This is a genomic window from Brevundimonas balnearis, assembly GCF_042434805.1.
In the GTDB taxonomy this organism is placed as follows: Bacteria; Pseudomonadota; Alphaproteobacteria; order Caulobacterales; family Caulobacteraceae; genus Brevundimonas; species Brevundimonas balnearis.
Genome location: NZ_JBHLSW010000015.1, coordinates 37,710 through 57,021 on the forward strand (window position 1 = coordinate 37,710; position 19,312 = coordinate 57,021).

Genomic DNA, 19,312 nt, shown 5'->3' on the forward strand with positions numbered 1-19,312 from the left:
CGCTTGAGGCGTGAATCAGGCTCCCACTCGAACTGGACCGAAATCTGAGCCCAGTTGGACGTGCGTCCAACTGAACCGATTTCGGTCTAAGGTTCGCGTCAGCGCAACGACTGGAGGGCGGTCCTCAGGGGCCGCCCTTTTTCGCGCCTCAGGCCGCGCCCGGAGCCAGCGCCCAGCGGTTGGAGCCTTCGCCGAACGGGCGGAAGAACCAGTCGCGGTAACGCTCGAAGACCTCCCGGACCAGCTCGGGCAGCTCGGGAGAGACTTGCTCGCCACGCTGGCGGCGCAGCGCCGCCACCCAGTCGCAGACATCCTTCTGATGCGCCGAGCCGCCCATCCGTCTGAGCACCATGGCGACATCGCGCGCGAGCGATTCGAGGAAGGTGTCGGGAACGGCCTTGGCGGTCTCGGTCATGCGGGCGCCCTGCGTGCTGGAGACATGACAAGCGGTCGCAAACTCCCGCGCCGGATGCAAGCTCTGCCGCGAAGATGTGATCAGGCGCGCTTTCTCACGAACACCGTTCCGGCCGAGTATCCGGCGCCGAAGCTGCAGATCAGTCCCGTCTCCCCGGCGGCGAAGCCTTGGTTGTGCAGGTGGAATGCGATGATCGACCCCGCCGAGGAGGTGTTGGCGTAGTCGTCCAGGATGATGACGTTCTCCGGCGGCTCCGGGTCGCGGCCCAGCACGCGCTTGCCGATCAGTTCGTTCATGTTGATGTTGGCCTGGTGAAGCCACAGCCGCTTGAGCCCGGTCGGATCCAGGCCGAGGTCGCGGGCGTGCTCGACGATCATTTCCGAGACCATCGGCACCACGTCCTTGAACACCTTGCGGCCCTGCTGGATGAACAGCTTGTCGTCCTGCGGGCCGGGCTTGGCGGCCGAGGTCGGCGGCGTCGCCTGCTCGGTCGGCAGCGCCCATCGGTTCAGGAAGCCGAAGTTGTTCCTGATGTTGTTCGAGAACACCGTCTTCAGACGCGTGCCCAGGATCTCCCACCCGCCGGGCCCGGCCTGGTCCTCGGCCTCCACGATCACGGCGGTGGCGACGTCGCCGAAGATGAAGTGGCTGTCGCGGTCCTTGAAGTTCAGGTGGGCGGAGCAGACCTCCGGATTGACCATCAGCACGGCCTTGACCGAGCCGGTCTCGACATAGTCCGCCGCCGTCTTGATGCCGAAGGTGGCCGAGGAGCAGGCCACGTTCATGTCGAAGGCGAAGCCCTCGATTCCCAGCGCCTGCTGCACCTCGATGGCCAGCGCCGGATAGGGGCGGGGCATGTTCGACGCGGCGCACAGGACCGCGCCGATCTCGCTGACCGGCTTGCCCCAGTCCTCGATGGCCTGACGCGCCGCCTTCACCGCCATCTCGGCCATGATCGACAGCTCGTCGTTGGAGCGTTCGGGAAGGTTCGGGGCCATGCGGGCGGGGTCCAGCACGCCGGCCTTGTCCAGCACGAAGCGCCGCTTGATGCCGGACGCCTTCTCGATGAACTCGACCGACGACGGGGTCAGGGCCTCGACCTCGCCGGCCGCGATCGCCTCGGCCTGCTCGGCGTTGAACCGCTCGGCGTAGGCGTTGTAGGCGGCGACCAGCTCTTCGTTCGAGATCGACTGGTCCGGCGTGAACAGGCCGGTGGCGGCGATGACGGCTTTGGGCAAGGTGTTTCGTGTCCCTATCGCTCGGACACGCGGGTCCTCGCTGCTTGAGGGACGATGTCCCCCCGGATTGAAGCGTCAATAGGACGGCGGCGGCGTCCGGTCGAGACTGGCCCTGACGCCGGTCCACCAGCGCAGGATGCGGCCGCGCGGCGCCGGCCCGCCCGGCGCGTCGCGGGCCGCGATCAGGGCTTCGACCAGGTCCTCCGCCTCGCAGGGCCAGCCGTCGGGGGTGATGTAGATCGGATAGTCGATGAGCGCCGCATGGACGAGCTCGTCCAGCGTCGCCCGCCGCGTCCGCCGCTCGAACCGCATCGCGTCCTCCGTCAGGCCCCACCCGCCGTAGAAGGGCCGGCCGTAGGTCGAGACCGCCTTGCCGCGCATCAGGGCCTCGAACCCCGCCAGCGAGGTCAGGGTCGCCAGCCGGTCGCAGGCGTCCAGGCAGGCGGCGATGTCCAGCCCGTCGGCGGTGGCGTCCACCTCGACCAGGGCGGACACGTCCAGCCGGCCGGGCCGATTGCCCGCCAGCACGTCGGGATGGTTGCGATAGACGATGAAGGCGTCGGGCCGGTCGCGCCTGACCGCCTGCACCAGGCCGGAGTTGGTGCGCAGCGCGCCGCACCCTTTCAGGATCGACTTGTCGTTCTCGACCTGTCCGACCACCAGCACCCGTTCGCGGTCTTTAGGCCAGCGGTCCAGGCCCTCGGTCGGGGCGTCGAGATTGTACTTGCTGAGCCCCGCCTCCACGACCCGGCGCCGCAATCGCGCGGCGCGCGCCCGCTCGGCGTCGGTGAAGCCGCCCGCCTCGATCCGCGTCTCCAGCCGAGAGGGGGCGGACGGGTCGTAGTAGACGCCCAGGTCGTCCAGCGCGACCGACAGGGCGCCGACGAAGTCCGAGCCCAGACCGCGCGAGCGGATGAAGCCGTCCTCCATCCGCACGACCGGCGCCGAGGTCGCCGCGACGGCCTTGCGGATCGGCTCGGTCTCCTTGCCCGCCCAATAGATCAACCGCCCGCCCTCGGCCTCGGCGGCCGTGGCGGCGTTGCGGGCGAAGTTGTGGATGCGCACCGAGGCGGTCGGCGCGTTCAGCAGCCGCTTCACCTGCGGCCGCTTGGCCGGGGCGAAGCCGGCGCCGCGCCACACGCCCTTCAGCCGCTCGGCGCGCGCGCGGAACGAGACGAGCCGCTCGAGCGCCCGCTCGACCTCGCATCGCTCGCCGGTGACCGGATCGACATAGCGCGGCAGGCGGATCAGGGCCGCGGCGGCGACCGCCTGAAGCGGACGGGCGACGCCCCTGCGCGCGATCTCCAGCCGGTCCGTGGTCAGCCCCCAGCCCGCATAGAAGGGCGCGCCGTGGCAGGTGACGGGCAGGCCCCGCAGCAGCGCCTCGAACCCGAGGCCGGAGGTGACCACGTGAACCGCCTCGACCTCGGCCAGCAGGTCGATCGGCCGGACGTCCCGGTCGATCAGGGTCACGCCGTCCAGCAGCGCCGCGGGGATGCACCCCGTCTTTCGCCCCGCCGCCACCGCCGGGTGGCGCTTGACGATCAGCTGGGCCCCCGGGTGCGCGGCGCGCGCCTCGGCCATCATGCGCGCGAAGCTGTCCGGGCCCGCCAGCCCGTACGCGATGGCGGCGTCGCCGAGCGTCTGATCGACGATCAGGACCCGTGAGCGGCCCCGGTCGAGCACCGACCGGTCCAGCGGCTCGCCCATATTGGTCTTGGACAGCCCCGTCTCCACCAGTCGGGCGATCACGGCCTCGGCGCGGGCGGTCAGAGGCGCGTCCAGCCAGGCGTCGGCCCCGAGGATCTCCGCCTCCATCCGCGACGGGCGGCGCGCGTCGTAATAGACGCCCAGATCGTCGGCGATCAGGCTGAGGCTCGCGGCCCCCGCCTCGCCCAGGCCGATGGAGCGCAGGAAGCCGTCCTCCAGCGCCACATACGGCAGGCCGCGCGTCTCCGCCCAAGAGCGGCCCATGGCGGCGGTGCGCTTCAGACCCCAGCCGATGACCGCCCCGATCCCCGGCCCGGGGGCGGCGCGCAGCTCGTACTCGGGCAGGAAGGTCTTCAGGAAGGGCACGCGCCGCACGCCGGGCGCGCAGACCCAGGCCGGGATCGGCGCCGTCATGCGACCTCGGCCAGGATGGCGCGGGCCTGGTCCAGGTGCAGCCGCTCGACCATGCCGCCGGCGGCCCTGACCGCGCCCTTTCCGGCGTTGGCGGGATCGTCGAAGGCGGCGACGACGGCGCGGGCCCACGCCGCCTCGGCCTCGGTCGGGGCGAAGGCGACGCGCACGGGGTTGATCTGCTTCGGATGGATCAGGCTCTTGCCGTCGAAGCCGTACAGCCGCCCCTGGCGCGCCTCGGCGATCAGGCCTTCCTCGTCCTCCAGCCGGTTGAACACCCCGTCGATGGCCAGAAGCCCGTTCGCCCGCGCCGCCGCCACGGTCGCGGACAGCCACGGCTTGAACGGTTCCCGATCGGGCGACGGACCGGTCCTGAGCGCCAGCGCCAGGTCGTTGAGGCCCAGCATCAGCGCCTCGAGCGGCCCGCCGGTCGCCGCGATGCCGTCCAGCCAGGTCAGGGCGTGCGGCGTCTCGATCATCAGCCACAGGGCCTGTTTCGCCGTCAGCCGCCCGCTGACGGCGGCCACGTGGTCGGGCCGCTCGATTTTGGGGACGACGACGAAGGCGAAGGGCGCGTCGGCGACCGCCGTGAGGTCCGTCTCGCCCCATTCCGTGTCCAGCGCGTTGACCCGGACCCCCAGCCGCCCAAGGAAGCCGCCCGTCCGCGCCGCCTCGACCGCGGCCTGCCGCGCCGCGTCCTTCGCCTCGGGCGCGACGGCGTCCTCGAGATCGAGAATGACCGCATCGACATCCAGCTCGCGCGCCTTCTCGACCGCCCGCGCGTTCGACGCGGGCAGGTAGAGGACCGTGCGGGCGCGGGGCGGCAAGAGCCTCAGACCCGGCCGGTCACCGGCACCAGGGCGCCGGTCATGGCCCGGCTGGCGGGGGAGGCGATGAACAGGATCACCGCCGCCAGGTCGGCGGGCGCCACCCATTTCGTCGGGTCCGCGTCGGGCATGTCCTTGCGGTTGGCCGGGGTGTCGATGATCGAGGGCAGGACCGCGTTGACGGTGACGGAGCTGTCCTTCAGCTCCTCGGCCAGGCTCTCGGTCAGGCGGTGCACGCCCGACTTGGACGCGGCGTAGGCGGCCATGCCGACGCCGGATTTCAGAGCGGCCGCCGAGCCGACGTTGACGATCCGACCGTCGGGCGAGGCTTTCAGATGGGGCAGGGCGGCGCGTGCGGCGTTCAGCGCGGTCTTGACGTTCAGGGCGAACATCTTGTCCCACGCGGGCTCGGCGTCCTCGACCTTCTTCCAGACGAAGCCGCCGGCGATGTTCAGCACGATGTCCAGGCGGCCGAACCGATCCACCACCCTCTGTATGGCGGCCCTGGCCTGGTCGGCGTCCGTCAGGTCCACGCCCGACAGCTCCAGCGCGCCTTCCGGCGCGGTTTCACCGGTGGCGTGGTCGATCAGGGCGACCTTCAGCCCCTGGGCCATCGCGGCCTCGACCACCGCGCGCCCGAGCGCGCCGTGCGCGCCAGTGATGGCCGCCACCCGATCCGTCATCCGCCGTCTCCTGTCAGGGGCGCGAGTTCAGGCGCGCGACCATAGTCTTCGCGCCCGCGAGATCAACCGGGCCAGAGCCACGCCGCGCCTCTTACGCCCGATGAGTCGCCCCATTTCGCCCGCGCGACCCGGCCCTCCCAGGCGTCGGCGAAGACGTGACGGCCGATCACCGGCGGCAGCGCCGTGTAGAGCGCCTCCACGTTGGACATGCCGCCGCCCAGCACGATGACGTCCGGATCGACGAGGTTCACGGTCAAGGCCAGCGCCCGGCCCAGCCGGTGGACGTAGCGGTCCAGGCTCGCCGCCGCGGCGGCGTCGCCGGCCCGGGCGGCGGCCACGATTTCGGGCGCCGCGAGGGTCTCGCCGGTCGCGGCGTGGTGATCCCGCTGGAAGCCGCTGCCCGAGACCCAGGTCTCCAGGCAGCCGTTCAGCCCGCACCAGCAGGCCGGGCCGGGCGCCTCGTCCTTCGTCGGCCAGGGCAGGGACACGTGCCCCAGTTCGGCCGCCACGCCATGGGCCCCCTCGACCAACCGCCCGTCGACCACCAGTCCCGCGCCGCAGCCGGTGCCGATGATGACCGCGAGCACCACGTCGGCGCCGGCGCCCGCGCCGTCCGTCGCCTCCGACAGGGCCAGGCAGTTGGCGTCGTTCGCCAGCCGCACGGGCCGGTTGAGGCGCGCTTCGAGGTCCGCCGCGAACGGCCGGCCGTTCAGGTAGGTGGAGTTGGCGTTGCGGATCAGGCCGGTGCGCGGCGATGGCGATCCAGGGATGCCCAGGCCGACGGTCCCGGTCGCGCCGGCCTCGGCCTCCACCCGATCGATCAGCCTCGCCACCATCTGGATCGCAGCGTCGTAATCGCCGGGGTTGGGGTCGCGGATGCGCGCCAGGAGCCGCCCGTCGTCGGCGATCGCCGCCGCCTCGATCTTGGTCCCGCCGAAGTCCACTCCGATCCGCATGGACCGGCCATACCAGCCTCGCCTCAGGCCGCGAAGACCTTGGCCATCAGGCGTTCCAGCGCAAGGCGATCCGTCTCGTCGAAGGCGGCCCTGGTTGTGGCGTCGACGTCGAACACGGCGATCAGGTCGCCCGAGGCGTCGAACACGGGGACGACGATCTCGCTCTGCGAGCGGCTGTCGCAGGCGATGTGGCCGGGGAAGGCGTGGACGTCCTCGACGATCTGGGTGCGTCGCTCGGCGGCCGCGCTTCCGCACACGCCCCGGCCGAAGGCGATCCGCAGACAGCCCAGCGTGCCCTGGTAAGGGCCGACCACCAGTTCGTCGCCCTTGGCCGGATCGACCACATAGAAGCCGGTCCAGAAGTAGTCGTCGAACGCGTCCGCCAGCATGGAGGCGACCGTCGCCATGCGCGCGACCCGGTCGGGCTCGCCCTCGAGCACCGCCAGGATCTCGGCCTCCACCTCTTCGTAGCGGCTCGCCTTGTCGGCGGCGCGCTCGCGTGCGACGTAGGCCATGGCCAAGCTTCTCCCGTGGACTTCAGGACGGCCGATATAGGGTGAAAACACCCGGTCGCCAGCGGGTGAGGCTTGAGGGCGACACATTTTCGTCTCCCTAAAGCAACGCTCATTAACCATGTGCGTTAACCTTGACAGAAGGTTAACTCGACCGGAGCATCCGGCCGGGTGAGAACGCCGGACCATCGGTCTGGAGGGAGTGGGGATGAGCGCCGATCACGACGGCCACACGCGCGCGCGCCGCATGCCCGCCCTGGCCGTCCCGGCCGGCGCCGCCGTGGTCGCCGTCCTGATCGTCATCGCCCTGGTGCTGTCCAGCTGCGGCGACCGGCCGATGGCCTTCTGGCGCCGCGACGCCGCGGCCAACGCCTGCCCGCGTCCGGCCTCGGTGACGGGGGGCGAGTTCAACGACCAGGAAGCGGGTCTGCGCCGCCTGCGCCGCGCGGCGTTCCGGGGCGACTTCTTCGCCCAGCTTGAGCTGGGTCAGCGCTACGCCGCGGTCCGCGCGACGGACAAGAACATCGAGGACCCGATCGAGAGCGCGGTCTGGTACGCCATGGCCCTGACCAACGGCGAGGGTTACGCGCCGATCAACCGGGTGCAGCGCGACGGCCTGTTCGGCTGGCGGCCCCTGTCGCGCTACGACGACTGCCGCGCTTGGGAGCGCCACGTCGCCTACAGCCGCCTCGACGGCCACCTCGAGCGGATGACCCGCGACGAACAGGAGGCCGTGCGCGACCGGGTTATCTACATCCTGTCGACCCAGGACGCGGAAGGATACCGCACCTTGGCGCGCCTGCACGACCAGCTCTACGGTCCGTTCGGTGAGCCGCAGGACAACCGGGAGGCCCGCGAGGCCTGGGGTCGCGGCTCGGCCGCGCCGGGCCGCGGCGGCTACCCGGCCGCCGTCGGGCTGTTCCAGCGAAACGACGTGGACGCCTATCTCTACAACTATCTGGCGGTCCAGACCGGCGACGTGGGCGCCTATGTTCTGCTGAAGGACTTCGAGCGGTCTTCGCCGCGCCGCGCGCGCTACGCCGCCTTCGTCGAGGCCAAGGCCCGCCAGTGGGTGGCCCCCTACGAATTCTATCCCAACGACGCGCCGCAGTCGGGCGTGCCCTTCTCCGACGAGAGCCGGCCGCGCGGCGACGCCTTCGACTATGCGCTCGGCCGCATGACCGAGCTCCCGTTCGTCCACGTCGGGCGAGCGATGCGCTATCTGGGCGTCACCGACGCCGTACCCCAGCGGAGCTCGGACCTGTCCAAGCGGCAGGTGGAGACGCTCGAGGCCATGCTCGGCCATGCGATGGAGGGACGGCTGTCGTACCTGGAGATGGTGCGCGCCATTCAGCTCGCCGCCGTCAACGGCTCGTCCGAGGCCCAGCTGGTGCTGGCGGTCATGTACTCCGAGGGCGTCGGCGTGCCGGCCGACTACGCCAAGGCCTTCTACTGGTACTCGGAGGCCGACCGCCAGGGCTCGCCCGAGGCCAAGTTCGCCATCTCGACCTATTTCGCGCTCGGCGTCGCCGGCGTGGCCGATCAGGACAAGGCCCAGGCCGTCGTCTACCGCATCGAATCCGCGCTCTCCGGCTTCGCCCCGTCGGCCGCCCGGCTCCAGGCCGTGCTCGCCCAGGTCTCCCGTTCGCAGCGCCGATAGGAGGGCGCGACCGATGACGCATCCGACGCTCCGCCGCCTGCTGAAGTCCATGAAGGCCCTGGCCGCGCCCGCCGCCGTGCTCGGGGCCGTCGGGGCGCTCGCGCTGGCCGATGACGGCGCTCAGGCCCAGGTCGCCGCCAAGATCGAGAGCCAAACGCGACCGAACTTCGGCCTGTTGCTGCAGCCGCCGGTCCAGGCGCGGCCGCGCGGGCATCGCCGGTGGAGCTACGGAACCCATCGCGGCCACGGCTACGCGCCCCCTCCGCCGCGCCCGACCCTCGAAGAGGTCGTGCTGGTCGACTGCGGCGGCAATCCGGGGACGGGCGCTGTCGAGGCGGCGGTCCATCGGGTCCGACCCGGCGGCACCCTGATTATCCGCGCGCGCGGCGGCCCGTGCGTCGGCTGGCTGAACGTCGACAAGCCGATGACCATCCTCGGCGACGGCCAGGGCTTCGACCCCCGCGACTGGAACCGCAATCCACCTCCGACGCTGCAGGCGCCCGACGGCCTGCCCTGCCTCACCATCGCGCCGGGCGTGCGGGTCGAGATCCGCGATGTTGTGTTCGCCTCGCCGAACGCCGGCGACGCGGCCTGCGTGGTCAACTACGGCGGCCAGGCGATCCTGAACCGCGTCGGCTTCCGCCACGCCGGGGACGAGGCGGCGATCTACAGCGACGGCGGGCTGGTCGATCTTCGCAACGCGGTCATCGAGGCGGACACCGTCACCGCCGCCATCGTCGGCGACGGCGCGACCCTGACCGCCTATGAGACGACGATCCTGCGCGCCTTGTCCGGCGTCGACCTGACCCCGGGACCGGGCGAGCCGTCGCTGATCCAGAACGTCACGATGCGCGGGACCGAGGCACCGAACAACTTCGGCCCGCGCGCGATCGGCCTGATCGTCCGGGCCCAGCGGGACTACGGCCGGGTCGAGGTGACGAACACCCTGATCTCCGACTACGCCGAGGGTGTGGCGGTCGAGGGCGCCTCGGTGCTGGTGCGCGACACCCGCATCACCCGCGTCGACAAGGGCGCTGTGCTCTACAACGGGGAGCTGACGCTGGACCGCTCCCGCGTCCGGGCCGACACCGTTGGCGTCGCGGCGGCGGCCGGACGGGCCGTCGTCACCAACAACGTCTTCGCCCGGGTGCGCCAGGTCTATTATGAAGAGGCTCGCGCCGTCGTCGACGCCGAGGAGAACGTCGTCTATTCGCGCGCCCTCTGTCGGGCGCAGTTCCGCCCCCGCTACCGCGACCGTTACGAGCCCTATTTCGGGGCCGGCGGGCCGGGCTGGCGCTGCGCCTACGACAGCTATCCCCAGGACTGGTGGCGTCAGGAGGACGGCTACTTCGGCTACGGCTACGAGGATGACGGCGGCTACTATCTGGACGGCTACGACCGCTACCAGCAGGGCTACGGCTGGTACGATCGCGACGGCCGCTACATCCGCGACGACCGCTACCACGGCGACCGTCGGTGGTCGGGCGGCGGCTGGCGTCGCTGATCGCGACAGTCCTGTCACACTGAGGTCGTAAGCGGGTCCGTCTGAACCCGGACCCGCCCGTCGTTGCGCCCATTCCGCCCATGTCCCCGTGAAGGCCGTCCTGGCTTCAGCCTGCTGGAGACGCTGGTGGCCTTCGCCGTGTTCGCCCTGGCGGCCCTGGCGCTGATCAATCTGGCCGGCGAGAACACCCGTTCGGCCGCCCGGGTCGAGCAGCGCGTCCTGTCGGGCATCGTCGCCGACAACATCGCGGTCCAGGCCCTGTCCCTGCCGTTCCCGCCCGCGCTCGGCGAGACCGAGGGCGAGACGGAGATGGGCGGCCGCGCCTGGCGCTGGCGCCAGACCGTCTCCGGCACGCCGGACCCAGGCATGGTCCGCGTCGACGTCCGCGTCTACGAGGGCGCCGAGGAGACCGCGCGCCTGACCGTCTTCCGGGACAGCGGCGCATGAGGCTGCGAACCGGATTCACCCTGGTCGAGGTGCTGATCGCGCTGGTGATCTTCGGGCTGCTGGCCGTCGCCGCCGTCGCCCTGCTCAACCTGTCCCTCAGCAACCGGGAGGTGGTGCGCGAGGCCACCGAGGCGGGGGCCGACTTCCAGCGGATGCGCCAGCTGATCCGCGCCGACCTGGGCCAGGCCGCCGACCGATCCGTGGCCACGGGGCCGGGCGCGGGACCGGCGCTCGCGGGCGGCCAGGGGGAGGTTCTGCTGCTGCTCACTCGCACCGGCTGGTCGAACCCCGAGGCCGCGCCGCGCGCCTCGCTTCAGCGGGTGGCCTATGTGGTGACGGACGGACGGCTGGAGCGGCGGGTCTGGCGTGGCGTCGACGTGGCCGAACCCCCTCTGGCGCAGGTTCTGCTCGAGGACGCCCGCGATGTCCGGATCGCCTTCGTCGCCAGCGGCCGCACCTATCCCTCGTGGCCCGCCGGGGAGCCTCGCGCCCTGCCGGACGCGGTGACGCTGGAGCTGACCGCGCCGCGCTTCGGCCGCACGACCCAGTGGTTCCTGGTCGGGGGCGGTCCCGGATGAACCGTCTGCGGAGATCCCGCGAGGGCGCGGCGCTGCTGGTCGTCCTGATCCTGGTGGCCATCCTGTCGATCGTGGCGGTGGTGGTGCTGGACGACGTGCGCTTCTCCATCCGACGGGCGCAGAATGTCGAGGTCCAAACCCAGAGCCAGTGGATCGCCCTGGGCGCCGAGCGGCTGGCCCGCCGCCGGATCCGCCAGCTGATCGACGCCGACGCCGCCCGCACGCCGGCGCCCGAGCAGTGGGACGGCCGCCGCTTCGACTTTCCGATCGAGGGCGGCGCGCTCAGCCTCACGGTCCGCGACGGCCAGTCCTGTTTCAACCTGAACAGCCTGGTCGAGGGCGCGCCCGGCGCCTGGGTTCCGAACCCGGTCGGCCAGGCCCAGTTCGCCGCCTTCCTCAGCGGGATCGGCGTGCCTGCGGCCGCTCTGGGCCAGGCGATCGCCGACCGGATTTCGGCCTCCGGCGCCCTGCTGGTCGAGCCCTCGGAGCTTCGTGCGCTGCCGTCGATGGACGAGGCGACCTACCGGCGTCTGCGGCCCTTCGTCTGCGCTTTACCGGTGGCCGAGCTCAGCCGCTTCAACGTCAACAGCCTGACGCCGGACGACGCGCCGCTGCTGGCCATGCTGGCGCCGGACCAGCTGAGCGTGGACGCGGCGCGAAGCGCCATCGCCACGCGGCCGGCCCGGGGCTGGGCCGACATCGACGCCTTCTGGGCCAGTCCGGCGCTTGCGGCGCTGGCGCTGACCCAGGCCGAACGAGAGCAGGCCACTGTGGTCACCCGCTACTTCGACTTCGACGCCCGGGTGGCGTGGGCCGGGGGCGAGGCCAGCCGCTCCGGGTTGATCGAGGTCGGTCGCGACGGGCGGGTGCGCTCGGTCCTGTCGCGCTGGGCCCCGGCGGACTGAGCGCAAACGGAAACGCCGCCGGCGCGGGGCGGCGGCGTTCCGTGTCAGGCCGTCGTGGGCCGGATCACTTGACCAGGTCGAAGCGGTCCAGGTTCATCACCTTGGTCCAGGCCTTGGCGAAGTCGCGCGCGAACTTCTTCTGCGCGTCGGCGGCGGCGTAGGCTTCGGCGATCGCCCGCAGCTGCGAGTTGGAGCCGAAGATCAGGTCCACGCGGGTGGCCGTCCACTTCAGCTCGCCGGTGACGCGGTCGCGGCCTTCGAAGACCTCCTCGGTCTCGTCGGTGGCCTTCCAGACCGTATCCATGGCCAGCAGGTTGACGAACACGTCGTTGGTCAGCTGGCCCGGACGGTCGGTGAACACGCCGTGCTTGGAGCCGCCGTGGTTCGCGCCAAGCGCCCGCAGGCCGCCCACGAGCACCGTCATCTCCGGCGCGGTCAGCGTCAGCAGCTGCGCCCGGTCGACCAGCAGCTCCTCCGGGGTCAGGCGGAAGCGCTTGCCCTGGTAGTTGCGGAACCCGTCGGCCATCGGCTCCAGCACCGAGAAGCTGTCGACGTCGGTCTGGTCCTGGGTGGCGTCGGTGCGGCCCGGGGTGAACGCCACCTCGACCGGGTGACCGGCGTCCATCGCGGCCTTTTCGACCGCGGCGGTGCCGCCCAGCACGATCAGGTCGGCGATCGAGACCTTCTTGCCGCCGTTGGCGGTGGCGTTGAAGTCGGCCTGGATGCCTTCCAGCACCTTCAGCACCTTGGCCAGCACCTGGGGCTCATGCGCCGCCCAGTCCTTTTGCGGAGCCAGGCGGATTCGGGCGCCGTTGGCGCCGCCGCGCTTGTCCGAGCCGCGGAAGGTCGAGGCCGACGACCAGGCGACGCCGACCAGTTCGGCGGTCGACAGGCCCGAACCCAGGATCTTCTTCTTCAGGACGTCGATGTCGCCGGCGTCGATCATGGCGTAATCGGCGGCCGGGATCGGGTCCTGCCAGATCAGGATCTCGCTCGGCACCTCCTTGCCCAGGTAGCGGGGCAGCGGGCCCATGTCGCGGTGGGTCAGCTTGAACCAGGCGCGGGCGAAGGCGTCGGCGAACTCGTCCGGGTTCTGATGGAAGCGGCGCGAGATCTTCTCGTAGATCGGGTCGACCCGCATCGCCATGTCGGCGGTCGTCATGATCGGCGGGTTGCGCTTGCCCGGCTCATGGGCGTCCGGAACCAGCGTCTGGGCCTCCGGCTCCTTCGGCTGCCACTGGTGCGCGCCGGCCGGGCTCTTCACCAGCTCCCACTCATGGCCGAACAGGGTGTCGAAGTAGCCCATGTCCCACGTCGTCGGCGTGGGGGTCCAGGCGCCCTCGATGCCCGAGGTGATAGTGTGGCCGCCCATGCCCGTCCCGTGGGTGGAGTGCCAGCCCAGGCCCTGCGCGGCGATGTCTGCGCCCTCCGGCTCCGGACCGATCAGGCGGGCGTCGCCCGCGCCGTGGCACTTGCCGAAGGTGTGGCCGCCGGCGACCAGGGCGACGGTCTCCTCGTCGTTCATGGCCATGCGCGCGAAAGTTTCGCGGATGTCGCGGGCCGACGCCGCCGGATCCGGCACGCCGTCCGGGCCTTCCGGGTTGACGTAGATCAGGCCCATCTGGACAGCCGCCAGCGGGTTCTCCAGCTCACGCTCGCCGGAGTAGCGGCTCGACGCGTGCTTGGAATCGGCCAGCCAGACGTCCTCCGAACCCCAGTAGATGTCCTCTTCCGGCTCCCAGACGTCCTCGCGGCCGCCGCCGAAGCCGAAGGTCTTGAAGCCCATGGACTCCAGCGCGACGTTGCCGGTGAGGACCAGCAGGTCGGCCCAGGAGATGCGGTTGCCGTACTTCTGCTTGATCGGCCACAGCAGGCGGCGCGCCTTGTCCAGGTTGGTGTTGTCCGGCCAGCTGTTCAGCGGAGCGAAGCGCTGGGTGCCCGACGAGGCGCCGCCGCGGCCGTCGGCCGTGCGATAGGTGCCCGCGGCGTGCCAGGCCATGCGGATGAAGAAGGGGCCGTAGTGACCCCAGTCGGCCGGCCACCAGGGCTGGCTGTCGGTCATCAGGGCGGTGAGGTCGGCCTTCAGCGCGTCGAGGTCCAGCTTCTTGAACTCTTCGCGGTAGTTGAAGTCGGGGCCCATCGGATTGGCCGGCTCGACGTTCTGGTGAAGCACCTTCACGTTCAGGGCGTTCGGCCACCAGTCGCGGTTCGTCCGCGAGCGGCGGAACGGCGGCTTCGTCGGCGCGCCCGCGCCGGTCACCGGGCATCCGCCCGAGGTTTTGGTGTCGCTTCCGTCCATGTGAGGTCTCCCGGTGGCTTTGGGGCGTGCGCCGTCGCAGGCGGTGAGGCGGTCGGCGAAACGCTGGATGCTTCGGTTCTAACAGCGCCGGCTCAATAGGGCGATCCTTATTTTTTGATGAGGCTGATAGGGTGAGCTTATTTCGCGCGGCCCCGCGTCCCGCCGGCGATGGTCTGGCCTCCGCGCTTTCGCGTGCTAGGGTCCCGCCGCGAAAAGTCCTTGGGGAGTGCGCCTTATGTCGTCCAGAACCGCCGTCCGCCTGCTCGTCAGCTGTTCCTTCCTCGGTCTGATGGCCGGGGCCGCCGTCGCCCAGGAGGCGCCGATCGTCCAGCCGGGCGCGCCCGGTCAGGCGGCCCGGACGATCACGGCCGAGGAGGCGGCGCGGATCGCCGACAACCGCTACTCGGCCGACGACGTGGCCTTCATGCAGGGCATGATACAGCACCACGCCCAGGCGGTGGAGATGGCGGCGCTGGTCGAGGGGCGGACCAACCGCCAGGAGCTGATCGAGATCGCCGGGCGCATCGACGCCTCCCAGGGGGACGAGATCGCCTTCATGCAGGGTTGGCTGCGCGAGCGCGGCGAGGACGCGCCCGACCCCGCCGCCATGTCCGGTCACGCCGGCCATCAGGGCATGGACCACGGCGCCCACGCGGGCCACGGCGGTGGTCACGCCATGCCCGGCATGGCCACCCCGGCGCAGATGGCCGAGCTGGCGACGCTCACCGGCCCCGCCTTCGACCGCATGTTCCTGGATCTGATGATCGCGCACCACGAGGGCGCGGTTGAGATGGTCTCGGACCTCTTCGGCCGGCCGGGCTCGGCCTACGACCCGGTCCTCTACGACTTCGCCAACGACATCACCAACGAGCAGGAAGCCGAGATCAATCGCATGACGGCGATCCGGCGCGAGCTGTCGGACGACCCGCGCTCGACGCTCGCGGCCGGCTTCCGCGACGCGGGCGAGGCGGCCTCGAACCTGCGGCTGGTCCACACCCTGCCCAAGCCGGTCGGCTTCTATGACGCGAACAATCCCGCCGGCCTGCCGCCCGCCATCCCGGCCGAGACCGAGGGCGAGGACGCGCGCGGTCCCGAGGCCGAGGCCCGCTTCGGCCAGCGCGGGCCGTTCCTCAGCTTCGCCAACACCGACATCGCCTTCTCCGGCGACCTGATGGCGGTCGGCAACTATCACGGGTTCAACCTGTACCGGCTGAGCGACGGCCAGGCGCCGCGGCTGATCAGCTCGGTGGTCTGTCCCGGCGGCCAAGGCGACGTCTCGATCGTCGGCGACCTCTTGATCATGTCCGTGGAGCAGAACACCGGCCGCGTCGACTGCGGCCGTCAGGGCGTGGCCGAGCGGGTCTCGGCCGAGCGCTTCCGGGGCCTGCGCATCTTCGACATCTCGAACCCGGTCGCGCCGGCCCAGGTGGGTCAGGTCCAGACCTGCCGGGGCTCGCACACCCATTCGGTGGTGTCGGCGGATGAGCGGTCCATCGTGGTCTACAACTCCGGCACCGCCGGCGTGCGCGACGAGGAGGAGCTGCCCGGCTGCGTCGGCGCGCTTCTGGGCGACGACCGCACGGCCCTGTTCAGCATCGACGTGATCGAGATCCCGGTGGCGAACCCGGCCGCGGCCCGCATCGTCGACAGCCCCCGCGTCTTCGCCGACGACGAGACCGGCCGCATCGCCGGCCTGTGGCAGGGCGGCGACCACGGCGAGGGCACCCAGACCACCAGCCGCACGGACCAGTGCCACGACATCACCGTCTTCCCCTCGGCGAACCTGGCGGCGGGCGCCTGCTCGGGCAACGGCATCCTGCTGGACATCTCGAACCCCAGGGCCCCGCGCCGGATCGACGCCGTCAACGACCCGGGCTTCGCCTACTGGCACTCGGCGACGTTCAACAACGACGGCACCAAGGTGATCTTCACCGACGAGTGGGGCGGCGGCGGGCGGCCGCGCTGCCGGGTGCAGGACCCCATGACCTGGGGCGCCGACGCCATCTACGACATCGAGAACGGCCGGCTGGAGCGGCGCGGCTACTACAAGATCCCGGCGGCCCAGTCGGACAAGGAGAACTGCGTCGCGCACAACGGCTCGATCGTGCCGGTGCCGGGCCGGGACATCTTCGCCCAGGCCTGGTACCAGGGCGGCCTGTCGGTGGTCGACTTCACCGACAGCGCGAACCCGACCGAGATCGCCTATTTCGACCGGGGCCCGATCGACGCGGAGCACGCGATCCTGGGCGGCTACTGGTCGACCTACTGGTACGACGGGCGCATCTACGGCACCGAGATCGTGCGCGGGCTGGACGTCATCGAGCTGACCCCCAGCGAGCACCTGACCGCGAACGAAATCGCGGCGGCCGAGATGGCCGACCAGGGCGGCACCTTCAACCCGCAGCAGCAGTTCCCGGTCCGCTGGCCCGACCACCCGGTCGTCGCCCGCGCCTATGTGGACCAGCTGGCCCGCTCCGGCGTGATGGCCGAGGGTCAGGCCCGGGCGCTGAACGCGGCGCTGGAACAGGCCGAGGCCGCGCTGGACGCCGGCCGCACCGACGCGGCCCTGGCCGAGGGACTGGCCAACGCCGCCCGCGCCTCGGCGGCGACCAGCCCGGCGGACCGGTCGCGCGAGGCGGCCCTGAACGGCCTGCTGACCCGCCTGTCGGCCCGGCTGCGGTAACGGCGAAACCTTCCTTCTCCCCTCGGGGGAGAAGGTGGGCCGCAGCGCGGCTCGGATGAGGGGGAGGTTTCAGCTCGCGCGATGCGGGACGATGAGCTTGGCCCCCCCCTCATCCGTCATGGTCCGCATGCCACCTTCTCCCCCGAGGGGAGAAGGCCGTTATGGGAGTTTTGAGACGGTCGGAAACCGCGTCTCTATCGTCTCGAAAGTCTCGAAACCCCGGCACCGCGCTGACCCCGATCTCCACAGAAATCTACATGTTCTTTATTTGTTCCGCAGCTCCTCCTCACACCTTCACCTCCACCACCCCGCCCCCCGCGCGGAACTTCGCCGACATCTCCGCCATCCCGGCCTCGGCCTCCGCCAGCGAGCCGCCCGCGTCGTTCTGCGCCTGCGCATCCCGGCGGATGTCCTGGCTGATCTTCATCGAGCAGAACTTCGGCCCGCACATGCTGCAGAAGTGGGCGGTCTTGTGGGCCTCCTTGGGCAGGGTCTCGTCGTGGTATTGCCGCGCCGTCTCGGGGTCGAGGCCGAGGTTGAACTGGTCCTCCCAGCGGAACTCGAACCGGGCGCGCGACAGGGCGTCGTCGTGGGCGCGGGCGGCCGGGTGGCCCTTGGCCAGGTCGGCGGCGTGGGCGGCGATCTTGTAGGTGATGACGCCGTCCTTGACGTCCTGACGGTCCGGCAGGCCCAGGTGCTCCTTGGGCGTGACGTAGCAGAGCATGGCCGTGCCGAACCAGCCGATCATGGCCGCGCCGATGGCGCTGGTGATGTGGTCATAGCCCGGCGCGATGTCGGTGGTCAGCGGTCCGAGCGTATAGAAGGGCGCCTCGTGGCAGTGCTTCAGCTGCTCGTCCATGTTCTCCTTGATCTTGTGCATCGGCACATGGCCGGGGCCCTCGATCATGACCTGGCAGCCGTGGTCCCAGGCGATTTTGGTGAGCTCCCCTAACGTGCGCAGCTCCGCGAACTGGGCCGCGTCGTTGGCGTCGGCGATGGAGCCGGGGCGCAGGCCGTCGCCGAGGCTGAACGAGACGTCGTAGGCGCGCATGATCTCGCAGATCTCGTCGAAGCGCTCGTAGAGGAAGTTCTCCTTGTGGTGGGCCAGGCACCACTTGGCCATGATGGAGCCGCCGCGCGACACGATGCCGGTGACGCGGTTCGCCGTCAGCGGCACGAAGGGCAGGCGCACGCCGGCGTGGATGGTGAAATAGTCCACGCCCTGCTCGGCCTGTTCGATCAGGGTGTCGGCGAAGACATCGAACGTCAGGTCTTCGGCCACGCCGCCGACCTTTTCCAGCGCCTGATAGATCGGGACGGTGCCGATGGGGACCGACGAGTTGCGGATGATCCAGTCGCGGATGTTGTGGATGTTGCGGCCCGTCGACAGGTCCATGACCGTGTCGGCGCCCCAGCGGGTGGCCCAGACCAGCTTGTCGACCTCGTCGTCCACCGTCGACAGGACGGCGGAGTTGCCGATGTTGGCGTTGATCTTCACCAGGAAGTTGCGGCCGATGATCATCGGCTCGACCTCGGGGTGGTTGATATTCATCGGGATGATGGCGCGGCCGCGCGCGATCTCGTCTCTCACGAAGGCCGGGGTCACATAGTCGGGGATAACGGCGCCATAGGGTTCGCCATCCCGCTCGGGACTAACGCTCGCGACGCGGTCGCTCGCTGCTTGAGCCCCTTCGCTACGTCCCCAAAGATCGCGCGCTTCGGCACGGCGCAGGTTCTCGCGGATGGCGACGTATTCCATCTCGGGGGTGATGATCCCGGCGCGGGCGTACTCCAGCTGGGTCACGGGACGGCCGGGGACGCCCTTGAAGACCCGGTGGTTCGAGACGTCGAAGCGGGGGGCCAGGTGCTTGCCGGACGCGTGGCCGTTGTCTTCGGGCTTCACTTCACGAGGATGGGCGACGGGGGCGATGTCGCCGCGGTCGAGCCGCCAGGAGGACATGACCTTGGGCAGGCCTCTGGTGATGTCGATGGCGACGGCCGGGTCGGTGTAGGGGCCGGAGGAGTCGTACATCGTCACCGGCGGCTCATTGGCGCTGGGGTGGACGGCGACCTCGCGGAAGGGCACGCGGAGGTCGGGATAGAGCTCTCCGGAGGCATAGACCTTGACGCCGCCGGCGCGGGGGCCGGTGGGGATGCGGCCGGTCTGTTTCTCCACGGCCTTGCGAGCCTCGGCGAGCGGCAGGGTGCTCTCCGGCTCATGCGGCTGTTCGGGCGTGACGTGGACGTTCATGGCGGCCTCTCGCGTTGAGGGCGCCGACGTCGGGCGAGGCTCCGGTGACGTGGACCAGCGTCTCATCCCTTCGCCGGCATGACCCGGATCAGGTTCGACCGGTCAGAGGATCACCTCAATCTCAGCCGCTCGAGCGCGACCCCCGGGAGAACGGGCGGACCCTACGCCGATGGGGGGCGGGGTCAAGCGCGGCGGGCGGCGATAGAGAGGGGAAGCGGCCCGGCGGTCTGTCG

15 protein-coding genes and 1 riboswitch are annotated in these 19,312 nt (G+C 70.8%); of the genes, 6 read left to right on the forward strand and 9 right to left on the reverse strand.

The window, feature by feature from the left end:
* Positions 1-148: 148 nt before the first annotated feature.
* The 7 genes from ACFFGE_RS13100 to msrC form a co-directional block, all read right to left on the reverse strand.
* Entirely contained in the window at positions 149-415 is a 267-nt protein-coding gene (locus ACFFGE_RS13100) for a hypothetical protein (protein WP_376836888.1), read from the reverse strand.
* An 80-nt stretch (positions 416-495) separates the two neighbouring features.
* Entirely contained in the window at positions 496-1,653 is a 1,158-nt protein-coding gene (locus ACFFGE_RS13105) for a beta-ketoacyl-ACP synthase III (protein WP_376836889.1), read from the reverse strand.
* Between the two features lie 75 nt (positions 1,654-1,728).
* A complete protein-coding gene (locus ACFFGE_RS13110) occupies positions 1,729-3,777 on the reverse strand; it encodes a capsule polysaccharide biogenesis protein (RefSeq protein WP_376836890.1) in 2,049 nt (682 codons plus the stop codon).
* Complete coding sequence (locus tag ACFFGE_RS13115) at positions 3,774-4,601, reverse strand: HpcH/HpaI aldolase/citrate lyase family protein (RefSeq protein ID WP_376836892.1); 828 nt, start codon at positions 4,599-4,601, stop codon at positions 3,774-3,776. Before ACFFGE_RS13115 ends, ACFFGE_RS13110 begins: the two co-directional genes overlap by 4 nt.
* A 5-nt stretch (positions 4,602-4,606) precedes the next feature.
* Positions 4,607-5,284, reverse strand: a complete 678-nt coding sequence (locus tag ACFFGE_RS13120) for an SDR family NAD(P)-dependent oxidoreductase (protein ID WP_376836893.1) — start codon at positions 5,282-5,284, stop codon at positions 4,607-4,609.
* 62 nt (positions 5,285-5,346) lie between these two features.
* Entirely contained in the window at positions 5,347-6,240 is an 894-nt protein-coding gene (locus ACFFGE_RS13125) for an ROK family protein (RefSeq protein ID WP_376836895.1), read from the reverse strand.
* Between the two features lie 23 nt (positions 6,241-6,263).
* Positions 6,264-6,755, reverse strand: coding sequence for a free L-methionine (R)-S-oxide reductase MsrC (gene msrC / locus ACFFGE_RS13130; protein ID WP_376836896.1), 492 nt, complete (start codon positions 6,753-6,755; stop codon positions 6,264-6,266).
* Positions 6,756-6,960: 205 nt separating this feature from the next.
* Here msrC and ACFFGE_RS13135 point away from each other — a divergent pair, with 205 nt between their 5' ends.
* The 5 genes from ACFFGE_RS13135 (at position 6,961) to gspK (ending at position 11,846) form a co-directional block, all read left to right on the forward strand.
* Positions 6,961-8,412, forward strand: a complete 1,452-nt coding sequence (locus tag ACFFGE_RS13135; protein ID WP_376836897.1) for a tetratricopeptide repeat protein — start codon at positions 6,961-6,963, stop codon at positions 8,410-8,412.
* A gap of 13 nt (positions 8,413-8,425) precedes the next feature.
* The gene (locus tag ACFFGE_RS13140) at positions 8,426-9,916 is read left to right on the forward strand and encodes a right-handed parallel beta-helix repeat-containing protein (RefSeq protein ID WP_376836898.1); all 1,491 of its coding nucleotides are present in this window, start codon (positions 8,426-8,428) and stop codon (positions 9,914-9,916) included.
* Positions 9,917-9,979: 63 nt separating this feature from the next.
* Positions 9,980-10,363: a type II secretion system minor pseudopilin GspI gene (gene gspI / locus ACFFGE_RS13145; protein WP_376836899.1), complete on the forward strand. Its 384-nt coding sequence runs from the start codon at positions 9,980-9,982 to the stop codon at positions 10,361-10,363.
* A complete protein-coding gene (gspJ, locus tag ACFFGE_RS13150; RefSeq protein ID WP_376836900.1) occupies positions 10,360-10,941 on the forward strand; it encodes a type II secretion system minor pseudopilin GspJ in 582 nt (193 codons plus the stop codon). Before gspI ends, gspJ begins: the two co-directional genes overlap by 4 nt.
* Positions 10,938-11,846 (forward strand): type II secretion system minor pseudopilin GspK, encoded by a 909-nt coding sequence (gene gspK / locus ACFFGE_RS13155; protein ID WP_376836901.1) that lies wholly within the window; start codon positions 10,938-10,940, stop codon positions 11,844-11,846. The genes gspJ and gspK overlap by 4 nt, the downstream gene beginning before the upstream one ends.
* Before the next feature lie 64 nt (positions 11,847-11,910).
* On the opposite strand, the gene katG is transcribed toward gspK, so the two are convergent.
* Positions 11,911-14,145 carry a catalase/peroxidase HPI gene (katG, locus tag ACFFGE_RS13160; protein ID WP_376836902.1) on the reverse strand — a complete coding sequence of 745 codons (2,235 nt, stop codon included), beginning with the start codon at positions 14,143-14,145 and terminating at the stop codon, positions 11,911-11,913.
* A 235-nt stretch (positions 14,146-14,380) separates the two neighbouring features.
* Here katG and ACFFGE_RS13165 point away from each other — a divergent pair, with 235 nt between their 5' ends.
* On the forward strand, positions 14,381-16,828 hold the full coding sequence (locus tag ACFFGE_RS13165; RefSeq protein WP_376836903.1) for a DUF305 domain-containing protein: 2,448 nt from the start codon (positions 14,381-14,383) through the stop codon (positions 16,826-16,828).
* A 286-nt stretch (positions 16,829-17,114) separates the two neighbouring features.
* On the opposite strand, the gene thiC is transcribed toward ACFFGE_RS13165, so the two are convergent.
* Positions 17,115-19,079 (reverse strand): phosphomethylpyrimidine synthase ThiC, encoded by a 1,965-nt coding sequence (gene thiC / locus ACFFGE_RS13170; protein ID WP_376836904.1) that lies wholly within the window; start codon positions 19,077-19,079, stop codon positions 17,115-17,117.
* Between the two features lie 47 nt (positions 19,080-19,126).
* Positions 19,127-19,235: riboswitch (TPP riboswitch) on the reverse strand.
* Positions 19,236-19,312 lie beyond the last annotated feature (77 nt).